The organism is Epilithonimonas lactis, assembly GCF_900110605.1.
Lineage (GTDB): Bacteria > Bacteroidota > Bacteroidia > Flavobacteriales > Weeksellaceae > Epilithonimonas > Epilithonimonas lactis.
The window spans coordinates 60,957-81,216 of record NZ_FOFI01000007.1 but is presented as its reverse complement, the minus strand read 5'-3'; the positions used below and the strand labels follow the sequence as shown (position 1 = coordinate 81,216).

At 37.2% G+C, this 20,260-nt stretch carries 24 protein-coding genes and 1 other RNA gene; 4 read left to right on the top strand and 21 right to left on the bottom strand.

Going from position 1 to position 20,260, the window contains the following annotated elements; translation table 11 throughout:
* Positions 1-65 precede the first annotated feature (65 nt).
* Positions 66-1,574 (bottom strand): F0F1 ATP synthase subunit beta, encoded by a 1,509-nt coding sequence (atpD, locus tag BMW39_RS18445; protein WP_034979200.1) that lies wholly within the window; start codon positions 1,572-1,574, stop codon positions 66-68.
* Positions 1,575-1,735: 161 nt separating this feature from the next.
* Here atpD and BMW39_RS18440 point away from each other — a divergent pair, with 161 nt between their 5' ends.
* A complete protein-coding gene (locus BMW39_RS18440; RefSeq protein WP_034979418.1) occupies positions 1,736-2,662 on the top strand; it encodes a bifunctional riboflavin kinase/FAD synthetase in 927 nt (308 codons plus the stop codon).
* Here BMW39_RS18440 and BMW39_RS18435 read toward each other — a convergent pair.
* From BMW39_RS18435 to BMW39_RS18380, 12 genes are all read right to left on the bottom strand, one after another.
* Positions 2,659-3,012, bottom strand: coding sequence for an MmcQ/YjbR family DNA-binding protein (locus tag BMW39_RS18435; RefSeq protein ID WP_034979202.1), 354 nt, complete (start codon positions 3,010-3,012; stop codon positions 2,659-2,661). The two genes, BMW39_RS18440 and BMW39_RS18435, sit on opposite strands and share 4 nt — an antisense overlap.
* 6 nt (positions 3,013-3,018) lie before the next feature.
* The gene (locus BMW39_RS18430) at positions 3,019-3,681 is read right to left on the bottom strand and encodes a LolA-like protein (RefSeq protein WP_034979205.1); all 663 of its coding nucleotides are present in this window, start codon (positions 3,679-3,681) and stop codon (positions 3,019-3,021) included.
* A 90-nt stretch (positions 3,682-3,771) separates the two neighbouring features.
* Positions 3,772-4,494 carry a 3-deoxy-manno-octulosonate cytidylyltransferase gene (gene kdsB, locus BMW39_RS18425; RefSeq protein WP_034979208.1) on the bottom strand — a complete coding sequence of 241 codons (723 nt, stop codon included), beginning with the start codon at positions 4,492-4,494 and terminating at the stop codon, positions 3,772-3,774.
* Complete coding sequence (locus tag BMW39_RS18420; RefSeq protein ID WP_034979211.1) at positions 4,494-4,961, bottom strand: RES family NAD+ phosphorylase; 468 nt, start codon at positions 4,959-4,961, stop codon at positions 4,494-4,496. Before BMW39_RS18420 ends, kdsB begins: the two co-directional genes overlap by 1 nt.
* A complete protein-coding gene (locus BMW39_RS18415) occupies positions 4,961-5,434 on the bottom strand; it encodes an antitoxin Xre-like helix-turn-helix domain-containing protein (protein WP_034979422.1) in 474 nt (157 codons plus the stop codon). The genes BMW39_RS18420 and BMW39_RS18415 overlap by 1 nt, the downstream gene beginning before the upstream one ends.
* Positions 5,435-5,493: 59 nt before the next feature.
* Positions 5,494-6,747, bottom strand: coding sequence for a pyridoxal phosphate-dependent aminotransferase (locus tag BMW39_RS18410; RefSeq protein ID WP_034979214.1), 1,254 nt, complete (start codon positions 6,745-6,747; stop codon positions 5,494-5,496).
* Between the two features lie 195 nt (positions 6,748-6,942).
* Positions 6,943-8,667 (bottom strand): phospho-sugar mutase, encoded by a 1,725-nt coding sequence (locus BMW39_RS18405; protein ID WP_034979217.1) that lies wholly within the window; start codon positions 8,665-8,667, stop codon positions 6,943-6,945.
* Positions 8,668-8,690: 23 nt separating this feature from the next.
* Positions 8,691-9,392, bottom strand: a complete 702-nt coding sequence (locus tag BMW39_RS18400) for a GIN domain-containing protein (RefSeq protein WP_034979219.1) — start codon at positions 9,390-9,392, stop codon at positions 8,691-8,693.
* Positions 9,393-9,430: 38 nt separating this feature from the next.
* The gene (locus tag BMW39_RS18395; RefSeq protein WP_034979222.1) at positions 9,431-10,384 is read right to left on the bottom strand and encodes a glycosyltransferase family 2 protein; all 954 of its coding nucleotides are present in this window, start codon (positions 10,382-10,384) and stop codon (positions 9,431-9,433) included.
* 26 nt (positions 10,385-10,410) lie between these two features.
* The gene (locus tag BMW39_RS18390; protein WP_034979225.1) at positions 10,411-10,836 is read right to left on the bottom strand and encodes a type II toxin-antitoxin system VapC family toxin; all 426 of its coding nucleotides are present in this window, start codon (positions 10,834-10,836) and stop codon (positions 10,411-10,413) included.
* Positions 10,836-11,084: a DUF6364 family protein gene (locus tag BMW39_RS18385; protein ID WP_034979228.1), complete on the bottom strand. Its 249-nt coding sequence runs from the start codon at positions 11,082-11,084 to the stop codon at positions 10,836-10,838. Before BMW39_RS18385 ends, BMW39_RS18390 begins: the two co-directional genes overlap by 1 nt.
* 84 nt (positions 11,085-11,168) lie before the next feature.
* On the bottom strand, positions 11,169-11,756 hold the full coding sequence (locus tag BMW39_RS18380; protein WP_034979231.1) for a DUF4199 family protein: 588 nt from the start codon (positions 11,754-11,756) through the stop codon (positions 11,169-11,171).
* A gap of 122 nt (positions 11,757-11,878) precedes the next feature.
* Here BMW39_RS18380 and ffs point away from each other — a divergent pair.
* Positions 11,879-11,976: signal recognition particle sRNA small type (gene ffs / locus BMW39_RS18375), an RNA gene on the top strand.
* Positions 11,977-12,049: 73 nt separating this feature from the next.
* On the opposite strand, the gene BMW39_RS18370 is transcribed toward ffs, so the two are convergent.
* From BMW39_RS18370 to BMW39_RS18355, 4 genes are all read right to left on the bottom strand, one after another.
* Positions 12,050-12,733, bottom strand: coding sequence for a metal-dependent hydrolase (locus tag BMW39_RS18370; protein WP_034979234.1), 684 nt, complete (start codon positions 12,731-12,733; stop codon positions 12,050-12,052).
* 16 nt (positions 12,734-12,749) lie between these two features.
* Positions 12,750-13,679 (bottom strand): 1,4-dihydroxy-2-naphthoate octaprenyltransferase, encoded by a 930-nt coding sequence (gene menA, locus BMW39_RS18365; protein WP_034979237.1) that lies wholly within the window; start codon positions 13,677-13,679, stop codon positions 12,750-12,752.
* Positions 13,680-13,751: 72 nt separating this feature from the next.
* Positions 13,752-14,588 carry a 1,4-dihydroxy-2-naphthoyl-CoA synthase gene (locus tag BMW39_RS18360; protein WP_034979240.1) on the bottom strand — a complete coding sequence of 279 codons (837 nt, stop codon included), beginning with the start codon at positions 14,586-14,588 and terminating at the stop codon, positions 13,752-13,754.
* A gap of 363 nt (positions 14,589-14,951) precedes the next feature.
* A complete protein-coding gene (locus BMW39_RS18355; RefSeq protein WP_034979242.1) occupies positions 14,952-15,443 on the bottom strand; it encodes a DUF4920 domain-containing protein in 492 nt (163 codons plus the stop codon).
* Positions 15,444-15,580: 137 nt separating this feature from the next.
* On the opposite strand from BMW39_RS18355, the gene BMW39_RS18350 reads away from it, so the two are divergent.
* Positions 15,581-16,405 carry a GIN domain-containing protein gene (locus BMW39_RS18350; RefSeq protein WP_051880084.1) on the top strand — a complete coding sequence of 275 codons (825 nt, stop codon included), beginning with the start codon at positions 15,581-15,583 and terminating at the stop codon, positions 16,403-16,405.
* Between the two features lie 71 nt (positions 16,406-16,476).
* Here BMW39_RS18350 and BMW39_RS18345 read toward each other — a convergent pair whose 3' ends face one another.
* Genes BMW39_RS18345 through parS form a run of 4 tightly spaced genes read right to left on the bottom strand, consistent with a single transcriptional unit; the run spans position 16,477 to position 19,288 of the window.
* Entirely contained in the window at positions 16,477-17,262 is a 786-nt protein-coding gene (locus tag BMW39_RS18345) for a zinc ribbon domain-containing protein (protein ID WP_034979245.1), read from the bottom strand.
* Between the two features lie 2 nt (positions 17,263-17,264).
* The gene (locus BMW39_RS18340; RefSeq protein ID WP_034979247.1) at positions 17,265-18,362 is read right to left on the bottom strand and encodes a Nif3-like dinuclear metal center hexameric protein; all 1,098 of its coding nucleotides are present in this window, start codon (positions 18,360-18,362) and stop codon (positions 17,265-17,267) included.
* 11 nt (positions 18,363-18,373) lie between these two features.
* On the bottom strand, positions 18,374-18,826 hold the full coding sequence (locus tag BMW39_RS18335) for an RES family NAD+ phosphorylase (protein ID WP_034979250.1): 453 nt from the start codon (positions 18,824-18,826) through the stop codon (positions 18,374-18,376).
* Between the two features lie 6 nt (positions 18,827-18,832).
* Positions 18,833-19,288 (bottom strand): type II RES/Xre toxin-antitoxin system antitoxin, encoded by a 456-nt coding sequence (gene parS, locus BMW39_RS18330; RefSeq protein ID WP_083391963.1) that lies wholly within the window; start codon positions 19,286-19,288, stop codon positions 18,833-18,835.
* Positions 19,289-19,409: 121 nt separating this feature from the next.
* Here parS and BMW39_RS18325 point away from each other — a divergent pair, with 121 nt between their 5' ends.
* Positions 19,410-20,237 carry an ion transporter gene (locus BMW39_RS18325; RefSeq protein ID WP_034979253.1) on the top strand — a complete coding sequence of 276 codons (828 nt, stop codon included), beginning with the start codon at positions 19,410-19,412 and terminating at the stop codon, positions 20,235-20,237.
* The last annotated feature ends 23 nt before the right edge of the window (positions 20,238-20,260 follow it).

The following is a 20,260-nucleotide window of genomic DNA, read 5'->3' as shown; positions in this document are numbered from 1 at the left end:
GATATGAGATATGAGACCAAATAAAAAAGTCTATCATCTCTCATCTAAAAGTCTCTAGTCCTTTGTTAAGCGTTCTCTGCTAACAATTTTTGTCCTGCTGCGATAGCTTCTTCGATAGTTCCTTTCAAGTTGAAAGCAGACTCTGGATACTGATCCAATTCTCCATCGATGATCATATTGAATCCTTTGATGGTGTCTTTGATGTCTACCAATGATCCTTTAAGACCTGTAAACTGCTCAGCAACGTGGAAAGGCTGAGACAAGAATCTCTGAACTTTTCTAGCTCTGTAAACTACCAATTTGTCTTCCTCAGAAAGTTCTTCCATACCAAGGATCGCAATGATATCTTGCAACGCTTTGTATCTCTGAAGAATTTCTTTCACTCTCTGAGCACAATTATAATGTTCTTCACCAATGATCTCAGGCGCCAAGATTCTTGACGTAGAAGCCAATGGATCTACCGCTGGGTAAATACCAAGTGAAGCAATTTTTCTATCCAATACTGTTGTTGCATCCAAGTGAGCAAATGTTGTCGCTGGAGCTGGATCCGTTAAATCATCCGCAGGTACGTAAACCGCTTGTACTGAAGTAATGGAACCATTTTTTGTAGAAGTAATTCTCTCCTGCATCGCACCCATCTCAGATGCCAATGTCGGCTGATAACCTACCGCTGAAGGCATACGTCCAAGAAGTGCAGACACCTCAGAACCAGCCTGTGTAAAACGGAAGATGTTATCTACGAAGAACAATACATCTCGACCTTGTCCAGTTTCGCCACCATCTCTGTAATATTCTGCCAATGTCAAACCAGAAAGTGCTACTCTAGCTCTTGCTCCTGGTGGTTCGTTCATCTGTCCGAAAACGAAAGCTGCTTTTGAATCTTTCATTTCTTCTAGATCAACTTTGGAAAGATCCCAACCTCCATTTTCCATAGAGTGCATGAACTCGTCTCCGTATTTGATAATGCCTGACTCTAGCATCTCTCTCAAAAGGTCATTTCCTTCTCTTGTTCTTTCCCCTACTCCTGCGAATACGGAAAGTCCACCGTGACCTTTTGCGATATTATTAATTAATTCCTGAATCAATACTGTTTTTCCAACACCTGCTCCACCAAACAATCCAATTTTACCTCCTTTTGCATAAGGCTCGATAAGATCGATTACTTTGATACCTGTGAAAAGAACTTCTGCTGAAGTTGTCAACTGGTCAAATTTTGGTGCTGGTCTGTGGATTGGCAAACCTCCTTCTTTGGACAAGTTCTGAAGTCCGTCGATCGCGTCACCTACTACGTTGAAAAGACGTCCATTTACGCCGTCTCCTACTGGCATTGTGATCTGCTGACCTGTTCCAAGAACTTCCTGTCCTCTTTGAAGACCGTCTGTAGCATCCATTGCGATACATCTTACAACGTCCTCGCCAATGTGCTGTTCAACCTCCAAAACAACTTTTTCTCCGTTGCTTTTGATGATTTCCAGAGCGTCATATATGTTTGGTAATTGTTCAACTTCATTAAAGACCACATCGATAACTGGTCCAATAATTTGTGAAATTTTTCCTTTAATTTGGTTTGCCATTACTAAATTTTTACTTGTGCGCAAAGATAATAAAACTTTGTATATCTGCATTGTCAGAAAAAAAGATTTTTATCATATTTGCATAACAATTGACAACACCATTTTTAGGTGTATTTTTAGCCGGACAAAACGCATCACTTTTTGTCAAAAAATTTCAACATTTGAAAATCATCACCGATTTCAACGAATACCACTCCAAAACCCCACTGGCATTATCTTTAGGAATGTTTGACGGCGTTCATCTTGGGCATTTATATATTATTAATACATTGAATGAAATCGCCAAAAATGAAGATTTGGAATCAGCCATTCTAAGTTTCTGGCCACATCCAAGAAAATTCCTCAATCCGAATGATGATGTAAAAATGCTCAACACGTTGGAAGAAAAGCTCGAATTGCTCGAAAAAAGTGGAATCCAAAATATTTTCCTTAAAACTTTTGATGAAGAGTTCAGAAATCTTACGGGAATCGAATTCTGTGAACAGGTTTTGGTTGACAAACTGAATGTAAAGCACATCATCATCGGTCACGACCATACTTTCGGAAAAAATAAAAGCGGAAATTTTGAATTATTGAAATCTTTATCCAGCGAACTAGATTTTAAAGTGAATCAATTGGAAGCAGTTCAGCAGAATGATTTGAACATTAGTTCTACAAAAATCAGAATCGCTTTGTCAGAAAGTAGAATCAAGGATGCGAACGAAATGTTGGGTTACAATTATCCTTTGACCGGAAAAGTGATTCACGGAAAAAAATTGGGTAGAACGATCGGTTATCCAACGGCGAATATCGATGTTCCGATTAATAAATTGTTACCGAAAAGTGGCGCTTATATCGTAGAAGTTTGGATTGACAAGACTTTCTACAAAGGAATGCTGAGCATCGGAACGAATCCAACCGTTGATAATGAAAATCAGACTTTACATACGGAAGTTTATATTTTGGATTTCGACCAAGATATCTATGATAAAGAGATCACTGTAAAATTCAGGGATTATCTTCACGACGAGATTGAATTTGAAGGTTTGGAGAAACTTATTGAAAAGTTGAATCTGGATAAAAGATTGACTGAGGAATTTCAGTTTTAAGAATTGTTGATTTCTTCTCTGATTTTCTTCGTCAAAGATTTGAAGACCAAATCATAAGAATGGTCAATCAATTGAAAAATCAAATCCTGCTTTAATCCTTCACAAACCACTGAATTCCAATGCGTCTTGTTCATATGGTAAGCACCGTTGATCTGAGAAAATTCTTCCCGTAATTCCTCGCTCCATTCAGGATCAGCTTTGGCAGAGAATGTTGCCGGCTGTTGTTCCAAGGAAATCAAAAGAAACATCTTCCCACCAACTTTGAACACCAAGGTTTCCAGGTCAAAGGGAAAACTTTCCGTCACTGCTTTTTTACTTAAGCAATATTCTCGGATTTCCTCAGCTTCCATATAATTTTAAAACTTAAAAGTATTTTTCGGTAATTCTTTGTTGACTTCTATCTTATTGATTGTCATTACGTAATCGCTATCTTTTTTAGGTGAAGACGATTCGATTCTGTAAGGCATTAGCAATTGTCCTACTTTTTTATAATCAGAATAGGTCAGGATCTCATCTTTTTTGATCTCACGAAACAACATATAATTTCTGACATCAAAATAATAAATTGTTTTGTTGACATTCTTCGTCAATTCGACTTTGAAATAAAGTTGGTCGTTAATTTTTTCTTTCCCAAGAAATTTAGCTTCAAAACCTTTGTTTTCCCAATCGATAAAATCGTTGTCGAAGTTTTCTGGAATGTAATCATTGTACTGCTGAAGCTTGTTTTGTGCATAATTCATCGCATATCCATTCTTGCCATCATAACCTTCAACGGGCGTTTCTTTTCCGCCAACAACCATTGCAGTTTTGCTGAGATTGGGACGTTGCTGATAGATTTTAATAGGATACTCGTCATTCACGCCAAGTGTAACTCTTCCTTGGATTTGAACCGTGTTCAGAAGTTTCCAATTGGTAAGGCCACCAGAATTCTCGATGTTTTTGTCGATAATTTCTGTAGCCGTTTGGGCAGAAATGAAAATGGAAAATATAATGGAGAATATGAGAATTATTTTTTTCATTCAGAATTTTTAAGAATCCAAAGATAGGATTTTTATTAAGTTATCGATTCTGTGGAAATATTAAAAAGTGCTAAAAAAGATATTAATCAGTTAGAGTAGCATTTTTGCTTTTTCCAGATCCTCCGGCGTATCGATTCCAATTCCTACGAAATCCGTTTCTATCATTCTAATTTTCATCCCATTTTCCAAATAACGCAATTGCTCTAATTTTTCCGAAATTTCCATAGGTGTCATTTCCAGAGACGAAAACTTAAGCAAAGCTTCCTTCCTAAAAGCATAGACGCCAATATGTTTGTAATACTTGACATTGTACGATAATTCCCTATGAAAAGGAATCACAGAACGGCTGAAATACAGGGCAAAACCATTATTATCAGTAATCACTTTCACATTATTAGGATTCTGAATTTCCTCAGATTCTTTCAATTGAATTTTTAATGATGCCAACGAAATCTCTTTCTTTTCGTCCTTGGCAAAAACGTCTATCAATTGCTTCAAAGGTTCTTTCTTGAGAAAAGGTTCATCACCCTGAACATTGATGACAATATCACAATCGATGTTTCGAACAGCTTCGGCAATTCTATCACTTCCAGTTTCGTGTTCGCCTGTCATTACGGCTTTTCCGCCGTTTTTGGAAATTTCATCAAAAATAATTTCGGAATCTGTAGCCACGAAGACTTCATCAAACAAACCAGTCTCAACAACATTTTGATACGTTGTTGTAATAATAGTTCTATTACCCAAAATTTCCATCATTTTGCCAGGAAATCTGGTGGAATTGTAACGGGCAGGAATGACTGCGATAACTTTCATTATTTGTACTGTTTTATAATTTGTTCCAATCTATCGTCAGGTTCAAAGTCGAGAACGTCAATTAATTTTACTTTTTTAAAATCTTTATGAAAGGTATTGATGACGACATTCCAATTTTCGGGAACGACCGCAGAAGGAACTTTTAAACAAAGCTTTTCATCAGCATCAAACCAAGCATTTCCAATCTTTTGACAATCAGAATAATTCCTAAAATCCCGCCAACTTTTTGACAAATCGGAGGATTCAACCGTTTGAATTTCTGTATTGATAGGAATCTTAATGACCATAATCCTAAAGTCCTTATTGAATCCCAATCCTTTCCGATGCGCCAATGTTTCCAGATAGGCAAGAGAAATACTTTCGGCTGTGTAAAGTACTTTTTTACCTTCGGAGTTCCATCTTCCTTCCAAGCCACTCGCAAAGAGAGAGTCCGCATATCTTTTGTGTACGATTCTGTAAACGAGCATTATACAGGATAACCTTGGGCTAGTTTTTCTATCTCTTCGTAGATCAGATCTACACCTCCAGAAGTGGAAATAAAATCTATCGGCTTATCATTGGAATTCCAAAAAGGACGGTTCATCCATAGGGTAAACTCATCCAGATTTCCAAAGATCTCCTTTCCAAAACTATAAAGATTGATCAATTTTAATAGATGCTCGCTGTAGATCGGGTCCAAGCCTTTTTCCTGATCTCTGTAATTGCTGATGGTCCTTGGAGAAAGATTGATGACAGATGCCAAAGCTTTCTCTGGCATCTTGATGGCATCAGCAAGTGAATAGAATACATCTGTTTTCAAGCCTTCTCTTGCTTTTTTCAACAGCTTGTAGTCATCTTTTATTGCAAATCTATTGAACACAGAAGTGACTGCTCCGTAAGCGGCTACTGGCTCTTCTACTCTATTTTTGCTGGAATCGCGTTGTTCTTTATTTGTTGCCATTTCTTTTTCCTTTCCACAAAGATAGAAATTTTTCCAAATCAAAAACGAATTTTTTCCAATTATTTCAAATTTTCAAGCGCTTTTTTCAATTTAGGAAGGCAATCTTTGATATCATCTAGCGAACAACCGCCTATTGATGCTCTAAACCAAGGCACAGATTTGTCATTTCCAAATGCGGAGAACGGAACCAAAGCCATTCCTGCATTATTGATCAAATAGAAAACAAGGTCTGTAGAATTTTCGATTAATTTACCGTCTGGCGCAGTTTTCCCGAGGTAATCCAATTTAATGGTCAAATAAAGTGCACCCATTGGTGAAATGCTTTCAACTGCAAAACCATTATTTTTCAATTCCTGGATTCCAGCGTGAAGTTCTTTCAAACTGTTATTAAGTTTTCCTTTGTAATCTTCTAAGAAATTGTCAACAGCAGAATCGTCAGCCAAGAACTCAGCAACAGCTTCCTGCTCTGGTTTCGGTGCCCAAGCGCCTACGTGAGTTAGCAAAGCTTTCATTTTATCAATCACCAAACTTGGCCCGAATCCCCAACCAACTCTAACGCCAGTCGCTGCGAAACATTTAGATGTTCCATCAACATAGATCGTGTAATCTTTCATTTCTGGGAAAAGACTTACCGGATCGTGATGATCTGAACCAAAAGTCAGCATCGCATAGATCTGATCGTACATCAAATAAAGTGGTTTCTCGTTCTCACCTCTTCTTTTATTTTCTTCCAAAACCAATTCACATATGTCAGATAACTGTTCTTTTGTGAACATCGTTCCAGTCGGATTCAGTGGAGAACAAAGACAAAGCAGAACTGCACCTTCCAAATGTGGTCTCAAATCGTCGGCTGTTGGCAAGAAATTATTGGATTCCTGAGTCTGGACTTCAACTGCATTAGCACTTGTCAAATAAGCATAATGGTTGTTGTTCCAAGAAGGAATTGGGTAGATCACTTTGTCACCTTCGTCCACAATTGTTTTGAAAACGGCGTATATCAAAGGTCTTGAACCAGCTGTGATCAAAATATCATTGGCAGAATAATCCAGATTCCAACGTTTTTTAAGATCATTGCTCACGGAAGCTCTCAGAGATTGCAAACCGTTTGCTGGTGGGTAATTGGTAAGATTATTCTTATAAGCTCTCTGGATTCCGTCTTTCAACTCCTGAGGAATTGGATAGATGTTGGAATTAAGATCGCCGATGGTAAGGTTTGAGATTTGTGCACCTTTCGCTTTCAGGTCATTCACTTCATTTCCGATTTTGATGATCTCTGAACCAATGAGGTTAGATGCGAGTTTTGATACTTTCACTTTATTGATTTTAGATGTTATTATTCAGATTTAGGATCTGATTTTATTCTTTTTATAGTTTTACAAAGGTCTTAAATGTAGCTGAGTAATTCAACTTACAATAAAAAAAGTTCCCAAAAATTAAATGACTTTAACAATTGAGAACTTTTCCATTAAAATATTTTAGATTATATTTAATTCAAATAAAATTTTCAATTACAGGTTGAGATCCTGTTTTACTTTATTGATCTTCTCTTCCAACTTAGGAAGCTTTTCTACGAAATCTTGCTCAGAAGTTATAGAATCTTTCACAGAAACATAGAATTTGATCTTCGGCTCAGTTCCAGAAGGACGCACGCAAACCTTGGTTCCATCTTGGGTATAATAGATCAAAACGTTAGATTTTGGAATGTCATCCATAACCTTTTTCTCGTTTTTGGAAACCACAAAACAAGTTTGCTCTTTGAAATCTTTTACTTCTTCCACAGGAGAACCAGCGATTTCTTTTGGAGGATTTTCGCGGAAGTTCTTCATCATTTCCTGGATCTCTTCTGCACCACTTCTTCCTTTTCTCACTACGTTGATCAAGCCTTCATAGTAGAATCCAACTTCCTTGTAAATATCAATCATATATTGATAGACTGTCGTTCCATTGGCTTTACACCAAGCCGCGATCTCACAAGCTGTCAAGATAGAACCGCAAGAATCCTTATCTCTCACGAAATCTCCGGTCATAAATCCGAAACTCTCTTCGCCACCGCAAATGAACTTTTCCTGGCCTTCAAAATCACGGATCATTTTCCCGATCCATTTGAAACCGGTCAATCCAACTTTGCAGTCAACACCGAATTTCTCAGCAACATCAAAGAAAATATCAGACGTCACAATCGTAGAACCAATGAATTCTTTTCCGGTAATTTTCCCCGCTTTTTTCCATTGATCTAATATATAATATGTAAGAATTGTATTACATTGATTTCCATTCAACAATTGAATTTCGCCTTCAAGATTTCTCACTGCAATTCCCAGTCTGTCGCCGTCTGGATCTGTTCCGATCAAGATATCAGCATTGGTGATTTCCGCAAGGTCCATCGCCATAGAAAGTGCTGCTGGCTCTTCTGGATTCGGGGAAGCAACAGTTGGAAAGTTTCCGCTTGGAATCATTTGCTCCTGCACCAAATCCACTTTTGTAAATCCAGCTTTCTTCAGTGCTTTTGGAACAGTTGTGTAGGTTGTACCGTGGATGGATGTGAAAACGATATTCAGATTATCTCTACCAACATTCTGATATAGAGAGTTTTCCATACAAGCATCAACGTAAACATCATCTTGATCTTCACCGATCCACTCTATCAAATCATCGTTTCCATCAAACTTGATATTTTCGAATTTGGTTGCATAAACTTCTCTGATGATATTTTCGTCATCTGGCGGAACGATTTGCGCACCGTCATTCCAATAAACCTTATAACCATTATATTCAGGTGGATTATGAGAAGCCGTCAAAACGATCCCAGCGTTACATTTTTTGTCACGAACGGTGAAAGACAATTCCGGCGTTGGACGGTGATCTTTGAACAACAATACCTTGATTCCGTTAGCCGTCAACACATCAGCTACCACTTTCCCGAATTCCTTAGAATTATGTCTCACATCATAAGCAATCGCCACCTTGATTTCCTCGCCAGAAAATTGCTGATGAAGATAATTAGCCAATCCTTGAGTCGCTTGTCCTAATGTATATTTATTCAGACGATTGGTCCCAACGCCCATTATGCCGCGCATTCCGCCAGTTCCGAATTCTAATTCTCTGTAGAAAGAATCTTCCAGATCTGGAGATTCGGAATCGATCAAAGTTTGAACTTTTTTTCTGGTTTCTTCGTCAAATGTTTCGGAAAGCCAAAGTTTTGCTTTATCTAAAGTTGGTGTTGTATCTGACATTTATTTTTTAGTTTGTAGTTTAGTTAATTAATTTTCTTGTTCTCAATGATCGCTTTCTCAGTGACTTTCAATTTTTTCGAAGGATTTCCGTAATAAATCAATTTTGAAGTATTTCCGATTTTACCTTTGATTTCCTCATCCACATTCAGTTCTGCATAATTTCCATTTTGGGACTCGATTTCCAAATCTTTGATGTACCAATACGGCGAAATAATGCTCGCTGTATCTCTGATGTTAAGTTTTGCTAAAGTTGTTTTTCCCAACAAGTTAGCTCTACTTTTATTCAGCATTTCGATGGTCGACTTTTCTGAAATCACTGAACCGATAAATTTAGCATTATCTTTCAAATGAAGTGAAAAATTTTCAACTTTCATCTGGCTGGAGATATTAAGTTCCACTGAATCAGCTATTTTAATATCATCAAAAGGATTTTTTCCGTAGATGGTAATATTATAAAAGTCAACTTTATCCGTTGCACTTTTCTCCGTAATAGATAAGTTTTTGTCTTTAACTTCGATTTTCAGATTTTCGAAAACGTTTGGATAAGTTTCCACATTCACGAAATTGTGTGGACTTTGAATATAAAACACTCGGAATTTCCCTTTTAAATCAAGTTTTGAAAACTCGGCCAATTCTACATCTTTCGATTGAATCTCGCCTTTCGGAGTTACTTTTCCGCAGGAAACCGCTGTGAAAATTAGAATTAGATAAAATAGATTTTTCATAAGTTTATTGATTTACCAAATTAGAAAAATTATCTCGTTTAAATCAATTCCTCAATATGATAATTCTTATGTTCCCGATTTGTTCGGATGATGAGCTCGCCTAAGAATCCAGCTACAAAAAGCAAACTTCCCATTATCATCATCGTCAAAGCAATGAAGAACCAAGGATTATTCGCAATCAGATTTCCGTAAACTTTGAAGATATAAACATCAATCAGTTTTGAAATCCCCAACCAAATGGCTGACAAAAATCCAATGATAAACATCAAAGTTCCCGCTGCGCCAAAGAAATGCATCGGTCTTCCACCAAATCTGCTCACAAACCAAAGTGTCACCAAATCCAAAAATCCGCGAACAAATCTTTCCGTTCCAAACTTCGAAGTTCCGTAAGGTCTTGCCTGATGCTGAACTGGTTTTTCCGTAATATTTCTGAAACCTGCATTGGCCGCTAAAACTGGAATATATCTGTGCATATCGCCGTAAACATCGATGGATTTTACCACTTGTTTTTTATAAGCTTTCAATCCGCAGTTGAAATCGTGAAGCGAAACGCCGGACACTTTCCTCGCGGCAGAATTAAATAGTTTTGATGGAATATTTTTGGTCATCACATTGTCAAAACGCTTCTTCTTCCAGCCGGAAACGATGTCGTAATTTCCTACTTTTACCATTTCGTAAAGTTCTGGAATTTCTTCCGGAAAATCTTGTAAATCAGCATCCATTGTAATAATGACATCGCCATTCACCTTTTCGAATGCAGCGTGAAGTGCCTGTGATTTTCCGTAGTTTTTGGAGAATTTGATACCGTGGATTTGCGGATGTTGGATTTTCAGATTTTCGATGATGGACCAGGAAAGGTCGGTGCTTCCGTCATCTATGAACCAAACTTCGTAAGACAGCTTGTTGGCCTGACAAACGTTGTCAATCCTGGTGAACAGCTCTTCCAGAGAGTCTTGCTCGTTGAGTAATGGGATGATTATTGAGAGATTCATTGATATAAAGGGTAGATTTTAAAAGGTCAAAGATATTTCTTTTGAATGAGATTTAAAGCTTCGTCTGGTGCAAAAACAGGAATTTCGGATGTGGAAAAATCTTTCAAATCTCTTGTTATAATGCCCTCCAAGTTTTCGATGTGATGAGCACAAAATATTTGTACAGCATCTTCATAATCTTTGTGCTTAGATTTTAGAGCTTTCTGCAAAATCGATTTAGTAACAGAAACAACTTCTATTAGGTCAAGAATATCAGATAAACTTTTCCTTACTTTATCTTCTGGAAACGCTTTTTTCAAAATGTAATGCGAAGTTAAAATAGATTGAGAAGATGCAAAAAGTGTTATTTGATTATTGTAGGCAAAATTAAAAATAGCATTAGCATTTTCGGCAAAAGGTTCTCTGCCAGATAAAAAATCGAGAATCAAATTTGTGTCAATAAAGTACTTCATTACAGTTTGTATTTTTCTCTGTAATAGTCATCAAGAGCTTTATCATAATCAAAATCCTCCGGCATTTTCAAACTTCCTGCCAATTTTTTTATTTTTGGAGAGAGTTCACTATCTTCTTTTGGACTCTCTACCAAAGTTTCCAAATACTTCTGCACCATCTCAGAAAGACTTCTCTGAGTACCTTTGGCGTATTTTTTTGCTTTTTCAATAACTGACTTTTCTACAGTCAAGGTAAGTTTGGTTGTCATTACGTATTGTTTCAGTAAAGATACGTATAAATCATAAATGATTAATTATAATTTAATAAATGATTTTTCAAAAACAGAAATCTTCTACTCGTAGCGTTTTTTGTTCTTCAAAAACCCTGCGATGATAATAGACAAAAGTAGATAAAATAGTAAAAAGCCACCAAAAACTGCGGACATAAATTTGAAAGAAAAATAATTCCTGTTTTCCTTCAACGCTGCTTCCCTAGCCAGTTTTGCGCCGGTGTAATTTTCTTCCAGGTCTTTTACTTTGGTGCGGTCTTTTTGATTGGCCGCTTCCACTTTCAATTTAGCGTAAGATTCGTCCAGATTGTCAAGTTCTGTCTGAATATACTGGTGATTGAGCAAATCCCGTGCGTCCGTATCTACATAATTCAGGAATGCAAAAATGGAAAACATTGATAAGACGCCGCCCGTGAAAAGCGTTAAAAATGTTTGTTTAAAAGCTTGAGGATAAGTAATTAACGTACCAACTCTTAACCAATAGGTTGAAGCAAAACCAGCCAAGACATACAAGAACGTCATCCCAAAGGCATTGACCTGCATTGTGGTCTCAAAGTAGTTGGCGTTTGCGAAGAAATAGTACACAATGAAGAATGCCAACATTGTGAGAGCGTATAAAATAAAACCTATTGTTACAGGGTTTTTTGTCATAATTTTTTAATTTTTGATAAAAGAGATAAATATTTCAAACTGACTATCAACAATCTAGAGTCCAATTGATTTCTTTTCTCTGTTTTCCTTTTTATTTTTTCTTAATTTTTCTATCTTTGCACCGGCAAGTCCTAAACAACCAGCTCCTGAGAATCCTCCAGGGTGGGAACGCAGCAAAGGTAATTGGTCGTAGCGGTGTGATTTAGGTAGCTTGCCATTTTTTATTTTTTAAAGTTAAGAGATTAAGCGATATTCAAATTTTTGAAATTACTTAATCTCTTAATTTTTTTTGTTTAGAACTCAAATTCCTGTCCTAATTCTGGTAATGTAAATTCGATATTCTTGTCAGAGAAATGCTTTTTAGCTTCTTCGTGATTGATTTCAATTGGTGGGAAAGTATCGAAATGACAACCAATCACTTTTGGCGTTTTCAATAATTCTGATGCTGCGAAAGCCGCTTTTCTAGGACACATCGTGTAATGTTTTCCAACTGGTAGAATCGACAAATCCAATTTCCCGAAAACCTGTGGAAACAAGCTCATCTCAGCCGTCACGCCAGTATCTCCAGCCAAATAAAGGTTTCTACCGTCAGCAAATCTGAAAATATAGCCAGAAGCCAATCCGCCGTAAGAACCGTCCGGAAAAGAGCTTGTGTGCAATGCAGGAACCATAGAAATCTTCAAATCTTCAATCTTGGCAGAACCGCCGAAGTTGATATCGATATTATTGGTGTGTTTGAAATAGCCGCAAATCTCCGGCTGACCAATTACGGTTGCGTCAGGATGATTTTCAAGCACTTCTTTCACGTCCGCAATATGGTCGCCGTGCGCGTGTGTAATCAATACATAATCGATTTTCTGAGCTGTGATGTCAAATCCTGATTTTTCTTTCTGATAGTTGTAGAAAGGGTCTGCAAGAATGGTTTTTCCGTTGTATGTGAACAAAAAACAGTTTTGTCCGAGGAATTTTATTTTCATTTTTTTTTTAGATTTATTAATTAAAATAATTAAGGCCAAAAGCCGTCAAAACTGCCATCAGGAAAGTTAAGATTCCGACCTGTTTCAAAAATGGGTCCAATAGTTTTGGTTCGTTGACTGCCATTATGCTTCTCCTTAATTTGATGAATGGGAAAATCAAAATCATCACGATGAAAGGATAATATTTCCCTTGTGCCTGAAAGCCGTTGTACATCAAAAAAGCCAACATCAAAAGAATAGGTAATTGCAATAAGATGATTTCGTAAATCATTGCATTTTTGTAACCTAGCTTCAAAGCAAACGTTTTTTTACCTGATAACTCATCATTGACAATGTCTCTCATATTATTCAGGTTAAGAACCGCCATACTCAACATTCCAACTGCAATTGCAGGGAACAAGACGTCCCAACTGAAAGATTTAGTAAACAGAAAATAACTCCCGCAAACCGAAACCAATCCAAAAAAGATAAACACGAAAATATCGCCTAAACCTAAATAGCCATAAGGTTTTTTCCCAATAGTATATCCAATTGCTGCCAAAATCGAGGCAACTCCAAGTCCGATAAATATCCAAAATTCTCTGGTGTAAGCCGGATAGAAGGCGACATACAATAAGGCAACCGTTGCTACAAAAGATAAAATCGAAAGTAGAATCACGGCAGTTCTCATTTGAGATGCTGTGATTTTTCCTGAAGCAACCGCTCTTTGCTCTGCTTCTCCTATCCTATTTTTATCGGTTCCCTTCACGCCATCGCCATAATCGTTGGCAAAGTTGGAAAGTACCTGATATAGTAAAGTGACCAGAAGTGCCAATGCAAAAATCCGCCAATCCCAAAATCCACCTTCCTGAGAAATCCTCCATTTTGCAATGAAAGCTCCCATAATAATCCCACTCATAGAAAGTGGTAAAGTTCTAAGCCTCGCAGCTTGTATCCAATGTTTCATAATTGATAAATGATAATTGATAGATGATAAATGAAGATAAAATCAATTATCATTTATCATCTATCGTTGATGCTACGATATCCATTGGTCGTCACCAAAGTTTGGTTTGCGTTTTTCCAAGAAAGCATTTCTACCTTCTTTCGCTTCCTCTGTCATATAGGCTAAACGTGTTGCTTCTCCTGCGAAAATCTGCTGTCCAACCATTCCGTCGTCAGTTAAATTCATTGCGAATTTCAGCATTCTGATGGAAGTCGGCGATTTTGCAAGGATTTCTTGTGCCCATTCGTAAGCGGTGTCTTCCAATTCTGCGTGAGGAATTACGGCGTTTACCATTCCCATCTCTTCTGCTTCTTTAGCTGAATAATTTCTTCCTAAAAAGAATATCTCTCTTGCCTTTTTCTGACCAACCATTTTGGCCAAATATGCAGAACCATAACCACCGTCGAAGCTTGTAACGTCTGCATCGGTTTGTTTGAAAATTGCGTGCTCTTCACTTGCCAAAGTCAAATCGCAAACCACGTGAAGTGAATGTCCGCCACCAACTGCCCAACCGTTTACCACAGCAATCACCGCTTTTGGCATAAAACGAATCAGACGCTGAACTTCCAGAATGTTAAGGCGATGTCTTCCATCTTCTCCCACGTAGCCTTGATGTCCACGTGCTTTCTGGTCGCCGCCGCTGCAGAATGCGTGACCGCCGTCTTTTGGACTTGGACCTTCGCCTGTCAACAATACAACACCGATGGACGAATCTTCGTAAGCGTCGTAGAAGGCGTCGTAAAGTTCTGAGGTTGTTTTTGGTCGGAAAGCGTTTCTGACTTCCGGTCTGTTGATGGCGATTCTTGCAACACCATTTGATTTTTTATAGGTAATATCTTCGTATTCTTTGACGATTTTCCAGTCTGCCATTTTTTGAAAATTTAGAGTGTAAATATAAGCAGAATTGATGGTGTTTCAAAGGAATTATCTCGCAGTTTGACAATTGCCAAAGCTTCCTCTTTGGGAATATTTTCTAACTATGACAAATCGTGAATCTTGCGCCAGCGCGTAAGGGATAGCAGCGGATATCCTTTTTTCGGTGAGGGAAAAGCGTTGGCGAAAAAAGATAGTAGCGGATAGCCCGGTCTCTTTGTTTTGCTTTGCTGAAAATGTCTTTCGGTAAACTAAAACGTAAAAGCAAAACAAAGAGATACGCCCAAATAAAAAAAGCCTCAGAAAAATCTGAAGCTTGTATTAAATTGTTGCCACAACCCTAAAGGGAGCAATTTTTTATTACTCTACAACCTTGATAGCGCTTGCTAAAAATCTGGTTTCGGTTTTTGGTTCTGTGATCGCATCTATCTCTGCCTGAGATTTTTTAGCGTCTTCGGCATAATGCTGAAGTTCCTTTACCGAAGTGGTTTTGCTCTCTGCGCTGCCTTCCAAAATCACGGTTTTACCCTCCAAAGCGGTCGGAACGAAGAACGCATAATCTTTCATCTTTACGAAGAATGTTTCGCCGGAATCTGTTGCCAAGCTTACCCAACAGCCTTTCTTAGGGCAAACGCCAGTTACTTTTCCTTTGACAGAAGTTTTGGCGATTTTGGGTGTTGCTTTTAATTCTTTATTGAGTTCGTCTGGAGAAATAGCTTTTTTAACAGCTTTTGCGGAAACATCCTGGCCGTAGTATTCACCTACTTTCGCTTCGCCTGCTGGCGGACCGGATTGTGCGAATGCTGAAACGGATAATCCTATCAATACGAATGCAAACAATATATTTTTCATACTTTAATATTTATTTTTTCTATGTTGTAAATTTAGAAAATTATTTAGAATGAGAAAAAATAATTTTTTGATGTAATGAAATCGAGTTTTCAAGTGTCTTAGTTATATAAAATCAAAAACTATAAAAAATTATACTTATGAAAATACAACTTTTAACTCTGGTCCTTTTGGCTTCTGCGGCAAATTTTTCTTGTGTACAATCCAAAGGTGACAATTCCAACGGAAACGATGCGATGTTTTCTAACTTGATCTCTGACTCCGGAAAAGGTGAAGTGATTGAGAAAACTTACGACATCAATTTTGACGAATTGGAAATTTCGACTTCTCTGAATGCGGAAGTCTTCAAATCTAACAATGAGAAAATCATTGTTTATGCACCTTCTGACCTGATGAAATATGTTGTCGTGAAACAAAACGGCGGAAAAGTACAGGTGAAAATCCAATCGGAGTCTATGAAAAGTATTTCTACAGATCGAATCAAAATTAAAGTTTATGCTAAAGATTTTGACCATTTGGCAGCCAATTCCAGCGGAAGCATCTCTTTGAAAGACAACTTCAGTTTCTCTGATCTGGATGTGAAAGTTTCCAGCTCTGGAACGATAAAAGGTAACATCAATGGCGGAAATATCAATATCCAAGCCTCAAGCAGCGGAAATTACGAAGGCGAGGTCAATGCGAAAAGTTTGAATATGCAAAGCTCATCTTCCGGCGGAATCGACATCAAAGGAAAATCTGAAAGTGTGAATATCCAGGCATCATCTTCTGGCGATGTGGACGCTGAAGGTTTCACTGCGGAAAGTGCTGTTCTTGCTACGTCTTCTTCGGCAGATATTACTATTGGCGTAAGTAAAAGTGTGACCGCAAGCGCATCTTCCAGCGGAGATATCCGAGTGATCAAAAGAGGAAGCTTGAATGAGATCACTAAAAACGAAAGTAGTTCTGGATCTATTACTATCCAGTAATTTTATATTATTTTCTCAAAAAAAAGAGACCCGAAATTCGGGTCTCTTTTTATATTTAAATCAAATTTCGATTAGTTGAATTTGATAATGCTTTCCATCTTTGCAGTTTCCTCGTTCACCAACTCGTCATCTACCAAGATCTTTCCAGAATGCTCATCGATGATGATCTTCTTTCTCTGAGCGATCTCCATTTGCTTCTGTGGTGGAATTGTGAAGAAAGAACCTTTTGGCGCTCCTCTTTCCAAACCTACAACCGCAAGACCAGTTGAAGATCCAGTACGGATCCTTTGGTAAGAAACCAACAATCTTTGATCGATCTTCTCAGCAAATTCTTTAGATTTTTCCAATAGATAATCCTCTTCTTTTTGAGTTTCAGAAACCAAGTTTTCCAACTCGTTTTTCTTATGAACCAAGTGGTTATTCAGCTCATCGATCTTAGCAGTCAGGTCAGCTAAAGTTTCCTTTTTGTGATCGATCTTACCTCCAAATTCTTTGATTCTTTTTTCAGCCAATTGAATTTCCAATTCCTGGTACTCTACTTCTTTTGCTAAAGTTTCGAATTCTTTGTTATTTCTAACGTTATCTTGCTGCGTTTTATATTTGTCAATCAATACTTGAGCGCTTTTCATAAGATCTTTTTTCTCATTGATCTCTGCATTTTGCTCAGCAATTTCAGATTCGAATTTTTGGGCTCTTTTGTTAAGACCTTCAATTTCTATCTCAAGATCTTCTACTTCAATTGGCAATTCGCCTCTTGTATTGCGGATCTCATCCAAACGGGAATCAATGATCTGCAAATCGTAAAGTGCTCTTAGTTTTTCTTCAACAGAAATTTCGTTTACTTTTTTATCAGCCATATCTATATAAAATAATTAACAGGATTTGTTTTCTTAGTCGTTTTTGCGATGGCAAATATAGTGAATTTTTCGGACAATATTTCAAATAATTGTTGAGTTACAAATTGTTCCGATTCAAAATGTCCGATATCGCAAATCAGCATTTTGTCTTCTGCCGAGAAAAAGTCGTGGTATTTCACATCACCCGTGAGGTAAGCATCACATTTTGAAGACAATGCAGACTTGATTCCGCTTGCTCCACTTCCACCCAAGACGCCAATTTTCTTAATTTTTTTATTAATTAAAGAACTGTGTCTTATGACTTTAAGGTCAAATTTCTCCTTTACAAATTGTAAGAAATCCTCCTCATCCATTTCAGTCTCCAAATCTCCGAATCTTCCTAAACCAGTGTAATGATTTTCGTTGTCGAGGGAAATTAATTGGTAAGCCACTTCTTCGTAAGGATGATTTTGTTTCATCGCTGAAAGAATTTGGTTTTTCTTAAAATCTTCGAAAATCACAGAGACCAAAACTTCGTCCGCATTTTCTCTTTCGTTATGATTTCCAGTCACTGGATTCGAACCTTCCAACGGACGAAAAGTACCGTTTCCTTTAATAGAAAAACTACACTCATCATAAAAACCAATGTTTCCCGCGCCAGCTTGGAACAAAGCATTTTTAAAATTCTCAGCCGAATCAACTGGAACATATACTTCCAATTTCTTCAATTGACTTTGTTTCGGCAGCAATATTTTTTGATTTTTCAATCCAAGAACTTCGCAGATTTTATAATTGACACCAAAATAATCATTGTCAAAAGCGGTGTGAATCGCGTAGATTGCAATTTTATTTTCTAGAGCTTTCAGAACTGCTTTTTCAACATAATTCTTTCCAGTGATTGATTTCAAACCAGAAAAAATAATCGGATGAAAACAAACCACAAGACTGAAGTTCTTCTCAATAGCTTCATCAATCACCGATTCCAAAGCGTCGTGAGCAACCAGAATTCCTAAGATTTCCCTATCTGGATTTCCACAAAGCAAACCGACGTTATCAAAATCCTCAGCTTGTTTTATTGGAATCAATTTCTCAAACTCTTTTATAAATTCATTGATTTTCATTAATTTAATTTTTATCTGATAAACAATCGGTCATCAAAAGTAAATTTCTCCACTTTTATGATTTCAACATCTTTAAAATTGACATTTCGAGGATTGATAATATAATTGAATTCCCCTTGAACCGCCGCGGATGGAACTTTCATCGCCAAGAATTTATTATCCTTTAGAAATTTGTCACCCATTTTTTGAGTGGCGTCCAGATGTGGAAAAGTGTTCCAGTCCTTAGGGAATCTCTTTGGCTCAAAAACCTCAATATCAGGAATCTCAATATGAACCAATCGAAAATCTTTCGGAATAATGCCAAGCGGAATGTGAACGGCGATTTCAGTAACGCAAAGCGCTATAGATTGTCCTGTGTACAACGTCGCGTTGCCTTTGCTATTCCATCGTCCACCAGCTATTTCAGCACCTTTACCTGAAAGATCATTGGCGTAGATTTCTTTTGAAAGTCTATAAACTATCATCAAGAATTACGCTAAAATACCGTGCTCCAATCTTGTAAGCTCATCCATTAGAAGAGAGATTCCAAAGTTACTACCAATCAGGTCTTGTGGTTTTGTTTTGCCTAAAGCCAGGTTTTCTGCTTGCAACCAAATCAAAAAATATTCTGATGAACCAAAAACCTCCTCGCCTCTTTTGTAGAGCATTTCTATTTGTAATATCTTCTCGGATTGCAATGTGTCAAAGGTTTTCTCTTCTTTTTGGTAACGGGACAATGTTTTCCCAGAGATATGAAGAAAACCAGCCCACTCTTGAAAACTGAAAGGGAACTTTTTCACAAGATTATCAAAAAGTTTGAAAGAAATCCCACGTTCTGCAATTTCTATCATTCTGAAAATACCGCCATCGTCAAAATTCTGATATCCATAGACTGCAACTGGCTCTGCTACGGAATGTGTGGTATTTGTTGTTTTATATTTTTTCATCGCTTTTATTTTTCTACATCACAAAGATAAGACTTTTGTCTGTGTAAAAAAGACTTTTGTCTAATTTTTTAATTATTTTGAATTGATTTATTTTATTACCTTCAATTTTTAATTTACTAAAATGAAAATCAAACCAGAGTTTGACCTCATTCCGGAGGATGGATGGCGAAAGAAGATATACGAAACGGTTTACTTATCCCACACAAAAGCAGGGAAAATATTCGATATCTGTTTACTTGTTCTAATCCTCATCAGTACGGCTTTGTTGATGGTGGAAACAATTCCTATTTTCAGACTGGAATATTACAGGGAGTTTTATTATGCAGAATTTTTTATCACTTTAATATTCACGATAGAATATATTTTGAGAATTATTTGCGTAAAGGACCGGGAAGAATATATTTTTAGTCCTTTAGGTATTATTGATTTTCTCTCCATCGTGCCTTTCTACATCAGTCTATTTTTTCCAATTTGGCATTTTGTTGCGATTATCAGAATGTTGAGAATGCTAAGGATTTTTAGGATTTTCAATCTTGCGGATTATATGCACGACGGTCGATTTATAGTTTCTGCCTTGAAACATAGCTCTCGGAAGATTTACATTTTCCTTTTGTTTATGGTGATTTTCATCATTATGATCGGGTCGCTAATGTACTTGATAGAAGATGGGAAAAATGGCTTCAGTAGTATTCCGCAAAGTGTTTATTGGGCGGTTGTGACGATAACGACGGTTGGGTATGGCGATATTTCTCCCGCAACGCCATTAGGTAAAATGCTTTCAATCGTCGTGATGCTCTGTGGTTACAGCATCATTGCGGTTCCAACGGGAATTGTGACTTCAGAATTTCGTAAACAGAAGAAGAACAATTTTCAATGTGACCGATGCGGAAATGAAGATAATGATGAGAATGCGCGCTTTTGCAAAATCTGCGGAGAGAAAATTATTTAAAACAAAAATCTATTTTATTAATG